The organism is Methanocella conradii HZ254 (assembly GCF_000251105.1).
GTDB lineage: Archaea > Halobacteriota > Methanocellia > Methanocellales > Methanocellaceae > Methanocella > Methanocella conradii.
This window is the reverse complement of sequence record NC_017034.1, coordinates 1,803,084-1,819,621: the sequence shown is the minus strand read 5'-3', so window position 1 is coordinate 1,819,621 and position 16,538 is coordinate 1,803,084. Positions and strand designations below refer to the sequence as shown.

17 protein-coding genes and 1 tRNA gene are annotated in these 16,538 nt (G+C 51.1%); 9 read left to right on the top strand and 9 right to left on the bottom strand.

Features of this window, described 5'->3' with window-relative positions; genetic code table 11:
- Positions 1–60: 60 nt before the first annotated feature.
- Complete coding sequence (locus MTC_RS09480; protein WP_014406475.1) at positions 61–1,725, bottom strand: AMP-binding protein; 1,665 nt, start codon at positions 1,723–1,725, stop codon at positions 61–63.
- Between the two features lie 9 nt (positions 1,726–1,734).
- The gene (locus tag MTC_RS09475; RefSeq protein ID WP_014406474.1) at positions 1,735–2,283 is read right to left on the bottom strand and encodes a helix-turn-helix domain-containing protein; all 549 of its coding nucleotides are present in this window, start codon (positions 2,281–2,283) and stop codon (positions 1,735–1,737) included.
- Between the two features lie 376 nt (positions 2,284–2,659).
- Here MTC_RS09475 and MTC_RS09470 point away from each other — a divergent pair, with 376 nt between their 5' ends.
- Positions 2,660–4,369, top strand: coding sequence for an AMP-binding protein (locus tag MTC_RS09470; protein ID WP_048189638.1), 1,710 nt, complete (start codon positions 2,660–2,662; stop codon positions 4,367–4,369).
- A 17-nt stretch (positions 4,370–4,386) separates the two neighbouring features.
- On the opposite strand, the gene MTC_RS09465 is transcribed toward MTC_RS09470, so the two are convergent.
- Positions 4,387–4,806 (bottom strand): hypothetical protein, encoded by a 420-nt coding sequence (locus MTC_RS09465; RefSeq protein ID WP_014406472.1) that lies wholly within the window; start codon positions 4,804–4,806, stop codon positions 4,387–4,389.
- A gap of 201 nt (positions 4,807–5,007) precedes the next feature.
- On the opposite strand from MTC_RS09465, the gene MTC_RS09460 reads away from it, so the two are divergent.
- From MTC_RS09460 to MTC_RS09450, 3 genes are read left to right on the top strand one after another with little or no spacing between them, the layout of a single operon-like run.
- Positions 5,008–5,343, top strand: coding sequence for a rhodanese-like domain-containing protein (locus MTC_RS09460; protein WP_048189637.1), 336 nt, complete (start codon positions 5,008–5,010; stop codon positions 5,341–5,343).
- Entirely contained in the window at positions 5,340–5,609 is a 270-nt protein-coding gene (locus tag MTC_RS09455; RefSeq protein ID WP_014406470.1) for a hypothetical protein, read from the top strand. Before MTC_RS09460 ends, MTC_RS09455 begins: the two co-directional genes overlap by 4 nt.
- The gene (locus MTC_RS09450; RefSeq protein WP_014406469.1) at positions 5,587–6,324 is read left to right on the top strand and encodes a lipoate--protein ligase family protein; all 738 of its coding nucleotides are present in this window, start codon (positions 5,587–5,589) and stop codon (positions 6,322–6,324) included. Before MTC_RS09455 ends, MTC_RS09450 begins: the two co-directional genes overlap by 23 nt.
- Before the next feature lie 25 nt (positions 6,325–6,349).
- Here the strand turns inward: MTC_RS09450 and MTC_RS09445 are convergent, their stop codons facing one another.
- Positions 6,350–6,676 (bottom strand): archaellum operon transcriptional activator EarA family protein, encoded by a 327-nt coding sequence (locus tag MTC_RS09445; protein ID WP_014406468.1) that lies wholly within the window; start codon positions 6,674–6,676, stop codon positions 6,350–6,352.
- A 404-nt stretch (positions 6,677–7,080) separates the two neighbouring features.
- Between MTC_RS09445 and MTC_RS09440 the strand changes: the two genes are divergently transcribed.
- Genes MTC_RS09440 through MTC_RS09430 form a run of 3 tightly spaced genes read left to right on the top strand, consistent with a single transcriptional unit; the run spans position 7,081 to position 10,045 of the window.
- Positions 7,081–7,929, top strand: coding sequence for an ABC transporter permease subunit (locus tag MTC_RS09440; protein ID WP_014406467.1), 849 nt, complete (start codon positions 7,081–7,083; stop codon positions 7,927–7,929).
- Positions 7,926–8,741: an ABC transporter permease gene (locus MTC_RS09435; RefSeq protein ID WP_014406466.1), complete on the top strand. Its 816-nt coding sequence runs from the start codon at positions 7,926–7,928 to the stop codon at positions 8,739–8,741. The genes MTC_RS09440 and MTC_RS09435 overlap by 4 nt, the downstream gene beginning before the upstream one ends.
- 29 nt (positions 8,742–8,770) lie before the next feature.
- Positions 8,771–10,045, top strand: a complete 1,275-nt coding sequence (locus MTC_RS09430) for an RCC1 domain-containing protein (RefSeq protein ID WP_052322809.1) — start codon at positions 8,771–8,773, stop codon at positions 10,043–10,045.
- Between the two features lie 192 nt (positions 10,046–10,237).
- Here the strand turns inward: MTC_RS09430 and lpdA are convergent, their stop codons facing one another.
- From lpdA to lipA, 5 genes are read right to left on the bottom strand one after another with little or no spacing between them, the layout of a single operon-like run.
- A complete protein-coding gene (lpdA, locus tag MTC_RS09425) occupies positions 10,238–11,653 on the bottom strand; it encodes a dihydrolipoyl dehydrogenase (protein WP_014406464.1) in 1,416 nt (471 codons plus the stop codon).
- An 8-nt stretch (positions 11,654–11,661) separates the two neighbouring features.
- Positions 11,662–12,828 carry a dihydrolipoamide acetyltransferase family protein gene (locus MTC_RS09420; RefSeq protein ID WP_014406463.1) on the bottom strand — a complete coding sequence of 389 codons (1,167 nt, stop codon included), beginning with the start codon at positions 12,826–12,828 and terminating at the stop codon, positions 11,662–11,664.
- Positions 12,829–12,842: 14 nt separating this feature from the next.
- A complete protein-coding gene (locus MTC_RS09415; RefSeq protein WP_014406462.1) occupies positions 12,843–13,817 on the bottom strand; it encodes an alpha-ketoacid dehydrogenase subunit beta in 975 nt (324 codons plus the stop codon).
- On the bottom strand, positions 13,814–14,908 hold the full coding sequence (gene pdhA / locus MTC_RS09410; RefSeq protein ID WP_014406461.1) for a pyruvate dehydrogenase (acetyl-transferring) E1 component subunit alpha: 1,095 nt from the start codon (positions 14,906–14,908) through the stop codon (positions 13,814–13,816). The genes MTC_RS09415 and pdhA overlap by 4 nt, the downstream gene beginning before the upstream one ends.
- Positions 14,892–15,776, bottom strand: a complete 885-nt coding sequence (gene lipA / locus MTC_RS09405; protein ID WP_014406460.1) for a lipoyl synthase — start codon at positions 15,774–15,776, stop codon at positions 14,892–14,894. Before lipA ends, pdhA begins: the two co-directional genes overlap by 17 nt.
- A gap of 110 nt (positions 15,777–15,886) precedes the next feature.
- Here lipA and MTC_RS09400 point away from each other — a divergent pair.
- Both MTC_RS09400 and MTC_RS13155 read left to right on the top strand, forming a co-directional pair.
- Positions 15,887–15,959, top strand: a tRNA-Gln gene (locus tag MTC_RS09400).
- 345 nt (positions 15,960–16,304) lie between these two features.
- Positions 16,305–16,514: a hypothetical protein gene (locus MTC_RS13155; RefSeq protein ID WP_014406458.1), complete on the top strand. Its 210-nt coding sequence runs from the start codon at positions 16,305–16,307 to the stop codon at positions 16,512–16,514.
- Positions 16,515–16,538: the final 24 nt, after the last annotated feature.

Genomic DNA, 16,538 nt, shown 5'->3' with positions numbered 1-16,538 from the left:
GCCTAAAAATATATAAGCTCTCCGCTGCCAAAAAGAGATAAAAAGAATGGGAATAAAAGGCTACTTTTTATCCCGCTCCCTTATCTCAACCCGCCGAATCTTACCGCTAATGGTCTTGGGAAGGGCCGGCACAAACTCGACAATGCGGGGGTACTTATAGGGTGCTGTGACCTTCTTAACGTGGTCCTGAAGCTCCTTCTTGAGGGCCTCGCTTGGCGTGTATCCCTTCTTGAGCACCACTGTGGCCTTGACAACCTGGCCCCTGATTTCGTCGGGCACGGCCGTTATGGCGCACTCGACCACTGCCGGGTGCGTTATCAGGGCGCTCTCGACCTCGAAGGGGCCAATCCTGTAGCCAGAGCTCTTTATGACGTCATCCGACCTGCCCACGAACCAGAAGTATCCGTCCTCGTCCTTCCAGGCCATGTCACCCGTATAGTAGTAGCCATCGTGCCACACCGATTTCGTCTTCATCTCATCCCGGTAATATCCGTCGAAAAGCCCCACGGGCACGCCTTTAAGGGTATTGACGACTATCTCCCCCTCCTCGCCCACTTCACAGGGCTTACCATCGGCATTTAACAGCTCTATGTGGTAGCCAGGGGAAGGCTTACCCATGGAGCCCGGCTTCGGCTCCATCCAGGGATAGGTGCCTATCGCCACCGTCATCTCGGTCTGGCCATATCCCTCCATGAGCCTGAGCCCGGTCATCTTCAGCCACTTATAATAGACCTCAGGGTTAAGAGGCTCACCCGCCACCACGCAATACTTCAAATGGGAGAAATCAAACTTGCTCAAGTCCTCATTTATGAGGAAACGGTAAATCGTGGGCGGGGCGCAGAAAGTGGTAACCTTATACTTCGTCGTCTTCTCGAGCAGGTTTACCGGGTTAAACTCGTCGTAGTCGTAGGCGAAGACGGCGCTGCCAGCTATCCACTGGCCATAGATCTTGCCCCACACGGCCTTTGCCCATCCAGTATCCGCCACGGTATAGTGGAGGCCCCCGTCGATGACGTTCTGCCAGTACTTCGCCGTCAGGATATGGCCCAGCGGATATGTAAAGTTAATCCTGGTCATCTTGGGCAGGCTCGTCGTCCCCGAGGTGAAGTATACGATAGAAATATCCTCGTTTTTGGTCGCCTCCTCGCCGGTCGGCCGCTCAAAGCGGTCCCCCGCCTTATTGACCTCCGCGTTGAAGTCAATCCAGCCCTCATAGCTTCCATTCACCACGGCCTTGAGCTTGAGCGTATCGGGGCACTCCCTCTGGGCCTCGTTAACATAATTTATGAGCGGCCTCTCGTCGGCAGCCACCATCATCTTTATGTCGGCCAGCCTAACCCGGTACACGATATCCTTGGCGGTGAGCATGTGGGTCGCCGGGATGGCGATGGCGCCAATCCTGTGAAGGCCGAGCATGCAATACCACCACTCGTACCTCCCCTTGAGGGCGAGCATGACGGGGTCGCCCTTCCTGATACCTAGACTCTTGAAAAAGTTGGCCGCTCTCTCGCTCATGAGCTTCATGTCGGCGAAGGTCATTATCTTCTCGCCGCCATTATCGTCGCACCACACCAGGGCAACCTTATCCGGGGTCTCTTTCGCTATCACATCCACGACATCATATGCAAAGTTAAAATTCTCAGGGACCTTAACCTTATAGTTCTTCCAGAAATCCTCATAGGACTCAAACTCTGTTTTTTCCAGAAATCTATCTAAAAGCGACATTTTTTACCCTCACATGATGATCGCCAGAAACTTCGCCGGCCTGCCATTCAGGGCCACCATTGCGTGCTCACAGCTTGAATCGAAATATATTGAGTCGCCTTCGTTTAATACGATCTCGTTATCTCTGATGATAAGCTTAAGGCTGCCCTCGAGGATGTAGTTGAACTCCTGCCCGGGGTGGGAATTGGTCTGCACCTCGGTTTTATTAGGGTCCACAGTCACGATGAAAGGCTCCGCTTTTTTATTGATGAAGTTGGCGGCCAGGCTCTGGTACTTATACTGCTTCCTCCGCTCAACGCTCACGCCCTTCCCCTTTCTTGTCACGGTAAAATAGTGCATCCTGGGCGTCTCACCCGTGAGAAGAATGCTCATCTCCACGCCGAGCTTCCGGGAAATCTCGTAGAGGACGCTTGCCGGAATGTCCTCCTCGCCATTCTCGTACCTCAGGTATTTCTCCCTGCCTACCTTAAGGTAGCCAGACATGTCGTCTATGCTAATCCCCAGGATGTTCCTGAGCTCTTTTATCCTGTCGGCAACTTCTTTTATTCGTTCCTGCATGTGTTTACCTCTTCGTAAAAATTAGCCACCCTTAGCGTTATGCTCGCTAGCACTTTACACATAATATGCAACATCCTGAACCACTATTTAAACGCTTCCATGCGATGAGGTGGCATGGCGCATGCTTAATGCTCCATTAGCCCTTAAATGCCTCAAAAGCCCATTTATTAATAATAAATCATTAAAAATTTGATAAAAAAATATTCATTATTCCGTTTAACGAGCGAAAGATATTTAATGGATATTTACTTAAAATATAGGAGCATCTCCTTATTGCCAATAATGCCTCGTTTAGTAGTGGGTAATTTTAAATATGGGGAGCCATATCGATAGGATGACATATGCTGTCACATATCAGAGGATGGACGGTACAGAAATGCCAGGAAGGGTCTCCCTAAGCTATGCGTTCACCGGGTCGGAAAAGCCGCTCATCGGCAAGACGATCGGCGACATGTTCGACGAGATAGCTGAAAAGTACCCGGACAACGATGCCCTCGTGTCGCTTCACCAGGGCGTAAGATACACCTATCGTGAGCTGCAAAAAGAGGTAAACAAGGCTGCAAAGGGACTATTAAGCTTAGGGCTGAAGAGGGGCGACCGCGTGGCAATATGGGCGACGAACATCGCGGAGTGGGTGATCACCCAGTTTGCCACCGCCAAAGCCGGGATAATCCTGGTGAACGTCAACCCGGCTTACAGGACGCACGAGCTAGAATACGTGCTCAGGCAATCCGAGACGCAGGCCCTGCTTCTCATCGACCGCTTCAAGACGTCTGATTACGTTAAAATGCTATACGAGGTGTGCCCGGAGGTAAAGTCGTCAAAGCCCGGCCAGATAAGCTCGGAAAACTTGCCGTTTTTGAAGACGGTGATATTGATAAGGGGTGAACGGCAGCCTGGCATGTATACGTGGGACGAGATGCTGAGGATGGGCGAGGAGATGCCGGATGACGTGCTCTGCGGCGTCCAGTGCTCGCTCGACTTTGATGACACGATAAACATCCAGTATACCTCTGGCACGACAGGTTTTCCCAAAGGCGTGATGCTCACCCATCATAACATCCTGAATAACGGCTATTTTATAGGCGAGTGCATGAGCTTTACTGAAAAGGATAGGCTGTGCATTCCCGTGCCCTTTTACCATTGCTTCGGCATGGTTCTCTCGAACATGGCGTGCGTGACACACGGTGCGACCATGGTATTGCCGGCAGAGTATTTTGATCCTGTGTCGACGCTCTCCGCTGTTGAAAAGGAGAGGTGTACTGCGCTTCACGGCGTGCCAACCATGTTCATAGCCGAGCTAGAGCACCCCGACTTCAAGAAGTTCGACCTGAGCTCGCTTCGGACGGGCATAATGGCGGGCTCGCCGTGCCCCATCGAGTACATGAAAAAGGTTAGCACGCTCATGAACATGAGGGACGTGGTGATAACATACGGGCAGACTGAGGCTTCCCCCGGCCTCACAATGTCCTCCACCGCTGACCCGCTGGAGCGCCGCGTGTCTACCGTGGGAAAGCCGATGCCCCACGCCGAGATAAAGATAGTCGACCCCAAGACTGGCAAGATGGTGCCTCGAGGGCAGCCGGGCGAAATCTGTGCGAGAGGGTACATGATAATGAAGGGCTACTATAATAACCCGGAGGCGACCAGCCTTGCCATCGATAAGGATGGATGGCTACACACGGGAGACCTCGGCATTCTCGACGATGAGGGCTACTGCAAGATAACCGGCCGCCTTAAGGATATGGTCATCAGGGGCGGGGAGAACATTTACCCGAGAGAGGTGGAGGAGTTCCTGTATGAGCATCCTTCCATCAGCGATGTGCAGGTCATAGGCGTGCCCGACTTGAAGTATGGGGAAGAGCTTATGGCCTGGATTAAGCTGAAGAACGGGTGCAACGTGACCCCTGAGGAGATCAAGGAGTTCTGCAGGGGCAAGATAGCGCACTACAAGATACCGCGCTACATCAAGTTCGTCGACGAGTTTCCCATGACGGTTACGGGCAAGATACAGAAGTACAAGATGCGGGAAATCTCGATAAAGGAGCTTAACCTGGAGGAAGTGGCCAGGATCAAGACCGCCTGACCCTGCCACCCCACAGATTATAGTATCGCCAGCCTGGGTATGCTGATGCTTCTGGCTATTGTGACCGGGGCCTTGATGCTGATCTCAATGCTGCCAAGCGCTTTTATCGCGTCCCCGATTCCCTGGAGCGGCATGCCGTACCCGGCAGTCATGGGCGGCGTGATGGCGCCCATGCTCTGGCTTGCGCTGATGCTCCTCGTGGCATTATCCATGCTCTGTCTGGCCATGTACTTCGCATAGGCGTCGAGCAGCCCGTACTGTCTCGCTATGTCTGAGCTGCTGTTAGCCATTTTTTTCTGTATTCCATCCATCGTCGCCCTGGACTTTCCAATATCCCCCATGTCTCCCCGGGATATCAGGCTCGCCGTTGCGGCGTGTGATGCCGCCGTAAAAGCCAGCAATAGCAATATGACCAGGGCTATCCTCAACTTTCTCATAGCATTACCTCCTCAATTTACCCTCAATTAAACACAAAACGCTTGCAAAATATAATGTGACAATTATATATTTATGGGTTAGTTGGCATATCTTCGGATAAACTGCCTTTATAAATGCATGTTTAACGGTTTTTAGAAATGGCGTTATATCATTTCCGTGAGCTTATATATTCGCCAATTCTTTTTTATTTTGGTGATGCCGTGGCCACCGCTCAAATTAAATTCATCAGCGTGACGCACCTTAAAAAGATTATAGATGGGGGCGAGCCGGTAAAGCTCGTGGACGTCCGCGGCAGTGAAGAGTATGCGAAGGAGCACATAAAAGGGGCGATGAGTATACCTCTGGATAGCCTGGATAAGGCTAAACAGCTCTTTAAGGGAGATGATGCTATCATCGTCTATTGCGACAGCTACGTTTGCTCCGCCAGCACGAGCGCCGCAAAAGCGCTGGCAAAGATGGGATTTACGAACGTCCGGGATTATAAGGGGGGTCTCCTTGAGTGGAAGATGAACGGCTTTCCCACGGAAAGCCTATGATGGAGACCAAGGTGCCGGGCGGCAAGCTCGTAAGGATGGCCTTAGATGAGGAGGGACGAGTGAGGATATCGGGCGATTTTTTCATCTATCCTGAGGAGGGATTAGGGGCTATTGAGGAGGCATTATCTAGCCTGGGAGGAAGGGATGCTAAGGCCACGCTATCAGAACTGGTCAAAAATAGGGGGATTGAGCTAATCGGGCTCGACGTAGACGTATTAGTAAGGCTGTATGAGGGCGCCAGGGATGTGGAGGGTCGTAGGGCTTAACGCTTATAGTGCGGTGGAGAACATGGCCATCGATGACGCGATAGCCGAATGCGTTGCGTCGGGCCTGTCGCCGCCCACCATGCGCTTTTACCGCTGGCTGGCGCCTGGAGCGGTCTCTATCGGGCGCTTTCAGAATGCCAGGGATGAGATCGACGTCGACGCATGTCGCCGGCTGGGCATTGATATCGTGAGGAGGAGGACCGGCGGAGGCGCCGTATTTCATAATGGCGAGATCACGTACAGCGTCGCCGCCCCTGAGCGGTGCTTCCCATCGGGCATACGCGAATCATATCGTGAAATATGCTCATACATAATCAGAGGACTTTCATATCTCGGAATTAAAGCAGACTTCAGGCCAATAAACGACGTCATCGTTAATGGAAAAAAGATATCGGGAAGCGCCCAGACGCGCAGGAATGGGGTGCTCTTGCAGCATGGCACCATCCTCTATAGGCTCGATAGGCAGACGATGTTCACCGTGCTTAAGCCTTCGAAGCTCAAGCTTTCGGATAAGCCGGCGTCGAGCTTCGAGGCAGGGATCGCCAGCGTAAAAGAGCTGACAGGCGCCTCCATAGAGCAGTTATACGACGCCCTCCTGCGCGGTTTTACCGAGGGGAAGGAGTGGCGGTTGGGCGCCCTTACTGAAAATGAATTGGCCTTTACGAAAGCCATAATAAAAAAGTACGATAGCTACGAGTGGAACTTTTCACGATAACAATTCGACCATAATTTCCGGTTAATTAGCCATCATCGATAACCGTCATCGAGCTCCTGCGCTTTGCCCTGTACATGTACCTTTTTTGCCGGCCAAACTTGACGATTTTACGCTCAGCCAGACCCACTTTTACAAGAGCAAGCTTTTTACTATACCTTTCGCCATCGCCTATTAACGCGCCCTTGACGTTTTTATAGTCCGACTGGACGCCACGAGCTATATCCATGATCGTTGCCCATGCCGGATAGGTAAAAGAGAGGTACCAGCATACGCTCCTTCTTTCTTTGCTATGGAGCGATTCGATAATATCCTTGAAACTTATCGCCTTAAGTCCGGCTATTTTCTTTTTCATCGCAATCACTCATACCCGTCCATTCTATATTTTTATATTGAGTAAGCGTTTATTAAATTTCTCTCACAATCCGTTAACCAGCATATCGTTTATTGATAAAAGTACTCGGTAAAATCGATATGATAAAATCGGCATACTGTAACGGCCTGATATATTATAATATTTTTTAATATATGTTTGTGTTTATGGAGTAGATAGCGTCTAAGCTCATCGATATTCTGCTCGTTTTAACCTGCCCATGCAGGTGGGCAGGCTTCTAATATATATATAGAATGCCTGATATATGCTTAGCCTAACCCGCAAGGGCATAACTAAACCTGCTTTAAAGGAGTGAAAGTGCATGAAACTAAGAAACATCGGAATACTTGTTGCTGCTGTTTTCACCTTACCAATGGAGATATCGTATGTATAATAATGTTCTAATTGTGGCAAAAAAAGAGTTCTACGATCTTTTAGCCAGTCGACTTATACTTACTGTCATCGCCATCTACCTGATTCTTATAATTTTGAATGTCAATAATCTCTATAATATCTTCAGCGATCCAAGCACTAACGTTTCAAAGAACGTTAATGGCAATTTAAGCTTACTAATGTTATCTATCCTAATCAATATCCTATCGGGTTATGGCGCTATCGTTGGTATTATGATAGGCAGTAACTCTATAGCTAGTGAAAGGCGTGGAAACGCGCTGAATACTCTCCTCGTAAAGCCAGTATACCGGGATACAGTGATTAACGGCAAGTTGCTTGGCGTGATCGGTTTCTTCATATGCGTATTTAGCATAGTAATTCTTTTCTTTACCTCAGCCATGTTCATCATATGCGGAAATTCCATAGCTCCTTTTATTGGAGATTATATTACCCGGCTGCCGGTTATCTTATTTACTTCGTTGATATTCATCACTTTTTTCATCGTTCTATCAATGCTAATGGGCATACTTGTCAAGAATCAAGCATTCTCTCTTCTCTTGAGCTTCATCGCAGTATTCTTATCTGATATGATTCGCACGACTAGTTTTGCGGGTAATATATCGCTGTTGTTTTGGATGGACCGTTATCATGTAGAGCATGTGATAAGGGGTTTATCGCCTCACGGAATCATAACAAATTTTAAGAATCCGTTCCTCGAGCCTTCTTTAAGCATGAGCGCTGCGATGAATTATGTTGAGCCGGAGATTTTCAGGCTTATAATCTTTTTGCTGGTGGTCCTTGTTCTATGTTATATTGCGTTTATGAGGAGAGACATCGCATGATTGATAGGGCTAATAGTGGCGAGTTGAGCCAGTTTTTATTGGTCGGCGTCAACGAGTTTAAAAGGGTGGCAGGGCATCCGGTCGCCATATTATTAATGTGCATATTTATTGTGTTAGCGTTCGTCCAGAGTGCAGCCGGTTGTCGTATGCTGCAGATCATGGAGTTTCATGATCCGGATGGGCCTGATAGGTTCGTGACTGGATTCGCGCAGATGTGGTATGAGACGTCTCTTATATGCAGCGTTATGGCGGCGTTTATCGGTATCGTGTCGATACTGGAGGATCGTAGTAAAAGTTTGTTTAACGTTCTTCTGGTAAAACCGTTATACCGTAGAGACGTGATTATAGGAAAGTTTATCGGGATAAGCGTGTTCATCACGATTTTTATAGCGATTAGTATCGCTATTTACTCGCTACTCTTAATGCTCTTTTTCCGAATGCCGCTCTCGATGACAGAATTTTTATCGAGAATATCCGTGTATATACTGGGATTATCGATGGAGTGTTCACTTACCATCGTGTTGGCCATGCTGTTCGGGATAGTATTCGAAAACTTTTTAGAATCCTTAGGGCTGTTAATAGCCTATTTCTATCTTGACTGGTATTGCGACTTAGGCTCACTGCTAGGAACTATTTCTTTAATAAACCCTCACACACTTTATTCTAATGTAGTTAGCTTTTACTTGTTTGATACGACTTTTCCCTTTTTGCAGGTCGTAAATAATTCTTTACCGTACGCGATTTTAATGCTAGCCGAGATATCGGTTTTACTATTGCTTGACTGTTTGATATTTACGAGATATGGTGACTAGTACTGGAGGAGTTGGATTTGACGAGGAAAATGTTACGATTAATCCTGGTATCGGTTTTGTTATTTACATTCGTAGTGCCGGTGAATTCGGCGTCCCAAAAGGTCGAGGAAATTTCTGCCGGTGAATTTCACAATATAGTTCTTTGTGATGATGGCACTATCTGGGAATGGGGCAATAACAGTTCCGGACAGCTTGCCGAATCTACGGATGATACGAAATATCTATTGATCCATAGGCTAAATATGACGGGAGTTAAGTCTGTCTCTGCTGGCATGTACCATAATTTAGCCTTAAAGGATGACGGCACTGTTTGGGCGTGGGGTTATAACCGTAATGGCCAGCTAGGAGACGGCACGAAGATAACAAGATCTACCCCGGTTCAGGTTAACATATCAAATGTAACTGCCATATTTGCAGGAGGGCTAGATAGCTTTGCTTTAAAGGATGATGGGACTTTATGGGGGTGGGGAGCAAACTTTTATGGCCAGCTAGGAGACGGCACGAATATTACTAGACTCTCTCCAGTACGTATCCCCATAGATAACGTGAAGGTCGTATCATCGAAGGGTGGCTCTACCATAGCGCTAAAAGACGATGGGACGGTGTGGGCGTGGGGATGCAATATATTTGCCGAGGACCAGGAGGGACGGTACCAGACCGGTTGTCTTGGCGTTAATTCTACTGATAAATTCGTATTATCCCCCGCAAGGGTAGGTGGCCTGGACAACGTTAAAGACGTGGACGCCGGTGGCACGTTCACCATAGCCCTAAAAAATGATGGCACGGTATGGGCATGGGGTGATGGTAGTCAGGGACAGCTTGGAAAAGGCTTTAAAATGAACGGCCCTCTAGATGACCCATATCAAAGCACGCCGATACAGGTCATAGGATTGTCCGACATCGTCGATATATCTGCAGGTGACAGGCACGCTATGGCATTGAAAGATGATGGTACGATCTGGACCTGGGGCTATAATATGATGGGTGAGCTGGGAGATGGAAGCTATTGGAATACGAAACCTTCGCCAGTTAAAGTTAACCTTGAAGATGTTATAGCGATAAGCGCAGGAGGCATGCATAGTCTTGCATTAAAAAAGGACGGCAGCGTTTGGGCATGGGGCGGAAACTACTATGGCGAGGTAGGTGACGGCTCAACGGACGATGTAAAGCCTTTACCTCTCATGATCATCGGACAAGGAGCGCATACACCGTCTACTGCCGCGGCGTCTCCCGACGCCATGGGCGGGGTCACGGGCATAATCATAATTATAATAACATCAATATACATGTTACGAGAAAAATAAGATTTCCATCGTACTATAGGCTGTCCTCTGGCTATTGAGTTGTTTAGTAAGCGAGTTAACATGTGCTTACTAAACAACCTGCTTTAAAGGAGTTGACTTCAATTGAAAGCCAATCTGTTTCTATACGCATATGTGCTTATAATATTTACGGTAACGTTATGGGCTTTAATATGTTAGTTTAATGTTTGGTCTCTAGCTTTTCTCTATGATGCTCGTCGACTCTCTCAGGGCGGCGGCGCAAGCCTCCTTCACGGCCTCGCAGAGCGTCGGATGCGGGTGCAGGGTGAGCATGATATCCTCTAGCCTCGCCCCCATCTCTATGGCCAGGACGCCCTCCTGGAGAATATCGAAGGCGCCGGGGCCGACCACATGGACTCCGAGGATGCGGTGGGTGCCCTTCTCGGCGATAACCTTTACGAAGCCCTCCGCCTTCCCCATCGAGACCGCCTTGCCGTTAGCGGTGAACGGAAAGCGGCCTACTATGGCCTCGATGCCCGCTTCTTTAGCCTTTTCCTCGGTATAGCCTGCCGACGCTATCTCGGGGTCCGTGGAGATGGTCTGTGGGACGGCCATATAGCCAGGCCATCCTGGCCTGCCCGCGAGGATGCCGGCCAGCGACATGCCCTCCCAAAAAGCTATGCTGGCGTTGCAGTGACCGCACTTCACGTCTCCAATGGCATAGAAGGCGGGGTCGTCCGTCCTGAAGTTCTCATCAGCCATTACAAACCCATCCCCATCTAGCCTCACGCCGGTATTCTCCAGCCCCATCCCATCGGTATTGGCGAGCATGCCGATTGCTACGACCAGCGTTTTCGTCTCAGCCTGCTCCTTCACGCCATCGTGCTCGAACTCGACCCTCAGCCCATCGTCCATCCTTTCAACAGACCAGGAGCTGGCCTGAAAAACTTTTACGCCTTTTTCGCCAAATTTTTTTATAACAGGCCTAATCAGGTCCCTGTCAACGAATGATAGCATCCTCTCGCCTTTATGGATGATGGTAGGTTTCATGCCTCCTGCCGCCATCAGCGCTCCTATTGTTATAGCTGCGTAGCCGCCCCCAAGGATGACCACATCATCGGGGAGCCTGTCAAGATAAATGGCATCGTCCGGGCTCAGGACGGACTTTCCATCGAAGGGCAGGCCCGGCAGAGGCTTATGTCTCGCGCCCGTCGCAATCACCGCTCTCCTAAACGTGACGCGCTGGGTGCCCGAAGGGCCGCTAACGACCGCCTTTGAGGACGAGAGAAAGGAGCATGAGCCTTCCATGACCTGGACGCCGCTGGCCTGGCAAAGCTCCCTGATGCCGTGCTCCAGCCTTTTCACCACCGCATCTTTCCACTCGTATGCTTTCTTCAGGTCCACGGCTACGCCATCGGCTTTTACGCCCATATCCGCCGCACGCCTGCAGTCCTCGACAAGCCTGAATACGTGTAGCAGGGCCTTCACCGGTATGCAGCCCTTATGAAGGCATACCCCGCCAAGCTCATTCCTGTCGATAAGCGTCACGTCAAGCCCAAGGCGGGCGCATCGTATAGCGGCCGTATACCCGGCAGGGCCCGCCCCGGCTATGAGCACGTCCGTGCCAACCTCTATGTCTCCAACTACCATGCCAGCACCTAAACCATGTTAACGAGCAAAAGGTCGGGGTCTTCCAGGTAGCGCTTAAGGTCGTTCAAGAACCTCTGGCCTTCGGCGCCATCTATAATCCTGTGGTCTACTGTCAACGGGAGGTACATGGCCTTTCTAATTGCCACCGTTCCATTTACTATTCTTGGGGAATCCCGTATCTGCTGCATCTCGATTATCGCAGACTCGGGATAATTGATGATAGGCGTCGAGAACAGCCCTCCTATGCTCCCGATATTAGCTATGGTAAACGTTCCCCCTTTTAGCTGTTCAAGGCCTATCTTGCCTTCCCTCGTCAGCTCTATGATATGCACGAGTTCCCGTGAGATTTCTATTATGCTCTTCTTATCGGCGTCCTTTAGAACTGGCACTATAAGGCCCCTGTCAGTGTCCACGGCTATGCCTATGTTGTAGTACTTTTTTATGACTATCTCGCCCTTCTCGTCGTCCACGCTGGCGTTCAGGATTGGGTGAGACTTAAGGGCGGCCACGACGGCTTTTACCATGAAGGCGAGGTAGCTTACCTTAGCGGTGCCAGCAAGCTTCCTGTTGACCCGGTCCCTCAGCGCCGCCAGCTCGGTGAGGTCCACATCGTCGATGAGCGTCACATGGGCTGTTCTCGAAAGAGATGCCATCAGGTGTTCCGCGATAGTCTTACGGGTCCCCCTCAGCGGCAGGCGCTCTTCTGCGGCAGCGGGCACTTTTGGCGGAGCCGCCTGGATTGGCGGGACTGCTGGCTTTTCTGTCGCCTTCCTGACGTCCTCGTCGGTGATGCGGCCGCCAGGGCCGGTGCCCTTCAGGGCATTGATATCGACTCCAAGCTGCTTTGCTAGCATGCGCGTCGAAGGGGTGGCCAACACGGGCACCCCTGCCTCCGCGGGCTTAACAGCTTCAGGTGGCTTTACGGCCTCAGGCGCCCCCTCTTCCCTTATCACGGCGATCACGTCTCCAACATTCACTTTTGCTCCTTCCGCAGCCCTCAGGTCCTCGATGACGCCGCCTATGGGCGAAGGCAACTCGACCACGGCCTTATCGGTCTCAACCTCCACGATACCCTGGTCTTCTTCCACTTTCTCATTCCTGGCGACAAGCCACTTCTTAATCTCGCCGGACGTGATGCCCTCGCCCAGGTCCGGCAGCTTAAACAAGTACGCCAATTATACATCACCACCTAGAGCTCCATGGCTTCATGGGCAGCCATCACGACGCGGCGCGCTTCGGGGAGGTACTCATCCTCAAGCCGATAAAGGGGAAACCTGATATCGTAGCCGGACACCCTGATTATGGGCGCCTTTAGGTATAGCAGGGCACGCTCCGCGATGGCCGCGCTCAGGTCCGAGCCGAAGCCGGAGAGCTTGCGCGCCTCCTCCACGATGATTGCCCTCCCAGTACGCTTAACCGACTCGACTATAGCCTCCATATCGAGCGGCTTAAGCGTCCTCAGGTCTATGACCTCGGCGCTGATGCCCTCCCTCTCAAGCTGTTTCGCGGCCTCAGCGGAGACATTAACCATCGCTCCCCAGGTAAAAATACTAACATCTTTACCCTTCGCCACAATTTTCGCCTTCCCGATGGGCAGAGTGTGCTCCCTCTCAGGCACGTCTTCCCGGAATGCCCTGTAAAGCTTGATATGCTCAAGGAATATGACCGGGTCAGGGTCCCTTATGGCGGAGATGAGCAGCCCTTTCATATCGGATGGCGCGTGGGGAGCCACCACCTTGAGGCCTGGCACCTGGGTAAAAATAGCCTCGTCGCTCTCGCTGTGGTGCTCCAGCGCCCTCACGCCGCCACCGTAAGGCATCCGCACCACCATAGGAACGTGGAAGCGGCCCATAGACCTCTGCCTCATGCGGGAAGCATGGGATATGAGCTGGTCATATGCGGAGAAAACGAAGCCAGAGAACTGAATCTCGGCCACTGGCTTCATGCCATTCAGCGCCAGCCCAACGGCGCAGCCTACAATGCCATTCTCCGAGAGGGGCGTATCGACCACTCTCTCCCTGCCATATTTTTCCTGCAGCCCCGCTGTAGCCCTGAACACGCCCCCCTCCCTCCCCACGTCCTCTCCCATGACCATGACTGAAGAATCCCTGCCCATCTCATACATAAGGGCATCATTGATTGCCTGCACGTTATTCATCATCATTGGCGAGCGCCTCCCTGCACTTTTTTATAGTATTCCACTTCTTCAGCAAGATACTCCGGAATCCGGGCGAACACGTTCCTCGCGAGGTCTTCCAGCGTGGGCGGCGGCGACTGCTCCGCCTCTTTAGCCGCAGCGTCTACGAGGCCGTCTATCTCCTCAAGAAGGGACTTCTCCTTAGCGTCATCCCACAGCCCCTTTTTTACCAAATAGTTTCTAAAGCGGGCAATTGGGTCCCTTTCTCTTTTTATCTTCTCAACTTCCTCCTTTTGCCTGTAAAGGTCGGGATTATCCGCTGTCGTGTGAGGCCCATAGCGGTAGCAAAGCGCCTCGATCAACGTAGGGCCCTCGCCTTTTTTCGCTCTCTCCAAAGCCTCCTTTACAATAACGTACATTGCGAGAGCGTCCATGCCATCCGCGCGATAGCCCCTAATACCATAGGCAACGGCCTTCTGGGCGAGCGTATCGGCGTGAGTCTGGTCCTTTACAGGCGTAGAAATTGCGTAGCCATTATTAGAGCATACAAAGACGGCGGGCACCTGGAATACGCCCGCAAAGTTAAGGCTCTCATGGAAATCCCCCCTGGACGTAGCGCCATCGCCAAAGTAGCAAATAACCGCATATTTTTCCTTTCTCACCTTCGCTGCCCAGGCGAAGCCCGTAGCATGAAGCATCTGGCTTCCGACGGGTATAGAGATGGGCAGGCAATTAACGCCGTCAGGGATGCGATTCCCTAGATCGTTGCCCATCCACATCATGTATTGGAGCTTCATGGGCACCCCCCTTGCCATCATCGCCCCTGCTTCACGGTATGATGGCACCATCCAGTCTTCCTCCCCCAGGGCAAACGCGCTGCCTATCTGTACCGCCTCCTGCCCGCTCAGGGGCGCATACGTGCCCATCTTTCCCATCCTTTGAAGCTTTAGCGCCTTCTCGTCGAAGGCCCTTGCCTGTACCATCATCCGGTACATCTCTAGCAGCGTGTCCGGCGGAAGCCCCGGGTCCGCCTCGCTTGCCGTGCCATCTTGCTCAACTATATGGAACGTCTCGCCCGCTATCAGCCTAAAAAGGTGTTTATCATCTATCATGTCCATCAACCCGGCTAAAATATTTTGAAGCGTGATATGAGCTCCTGATGAATGGGCCTGCCGCTACGGCCTTGAAGCCAATGGAGAGGGCAAGCTCCCTTAACCGCTCGAACTCCTCGGGATGTACGTACCTCTGGACGGGCATCGACCCTTCGCCCGGCCGGAGGTATTGCCCCAGCGTGAGCAAATCTACACCTATCTCCCGAAGCCTACGAATCGTCTCCTTAACCTCCTCCTCTTCCTCCCCGAGGCCGAGCATCATCGAGGACTTGGTGATGATGGAAGGCTTAAATCCCTTAACGCTCTTTAAAACGCCCATCGAGCGGTAAAATCCCGCCCTGTGGTCCCTTACCAATGGCGTAAGCCTTTCCACCGTCTCGATGTTGTGAGTAATGACATCCGGCCCTGCCTCTATCACCTTTAATAAAAGGTCCTCGCGGCCACAGAAATCAGGTATAATCGCCTCAGCTCTAGTAGAGGGGTTTTGCTCTTTTACCTCCTTAATGCAGCTGGCAAAGTGCATGGCGCCGTAGTCTTCGAGGTCATCTCGGTCCACCGACGTTATGATTATATAGGATAGGCCAAGCCTTTTTGCCGCCTCGGCCACCCTGTATGGCTCCTTAGGGTCGACTTCCTCCCCATAGCGGCCGTGCTCGACTGCGCAGAACCGGCATGCACGGGTGCAAACCTTCCCCAGTATCATGAAGGTAAGGGACCCATTATCCCAGCATTCGAAGGCGTTAGGGCATTTCGAGCTTGCGCACACCGAGTTCAGGCCCATCTCTGACAGGGTCTCCTTAACGATGCCATACCTATCCGTCCTCGGCAGCCTGACCTTTAGCCATGCCGGCTTTTCAAGAGATGGACCCTGCATAATAATTAATATAAAATACAAAATATAACTAATTTTCTATCTTAGCCCTCACCTTCACCTTAAAAGCGAAAACATTATATGGTTGGATAATACATTAAAGTTGCAAAAATAGCCCCGTGGTGTAGTGGTCAATCATAGGGGACTCTGGATCCCTTGACATCGGTTCGAATCCGGTCGGGGCTACTCTTTCGCCTAACATTGGCATTATTTCTATTTTTTTGATGTTCTACGGGGCATCAGAGACGCGGGTCCCCTTCCCCTGGGAGGAATCACACCATTTATAAGCCATATTAATACTAAAAAACCTTGTACAGGGCATATAGCAGACTTGGGGAGGATAAGGGATTCTAGGAAGAATAACATCAGCCCCGACGTCCGCCACATGCTCGGGGAGCTTGAAAACTATTTGAGGTACGAGCGCAGATTAAGCGAGGACAACATAACCTGTATTCTGCGAGACATAAGATACCTCGCAAAGCGCTACTATCAGAGATAAACGCTGAGACAGCGAGGCGGATCGAGGAGGACATGCAACACAGGGGTTTGCGGGATACTACGATACGATTGAAACTGGTCAGCCCCAAATACCTTGCAGCGAGCCGCGGCATACGGTTAGACTATAAACTGCCCCGCAGGGTGGCGAGGCAGCCCGACACTCTCAACCCGCTGAAAGCGTGGGGCCTACCAGAGGCTTGCACCACGATAAGAGACAGGGCTACTGTAGCGGTCTTACTATAGCTTAAGGAATAAGGAATTATGCGC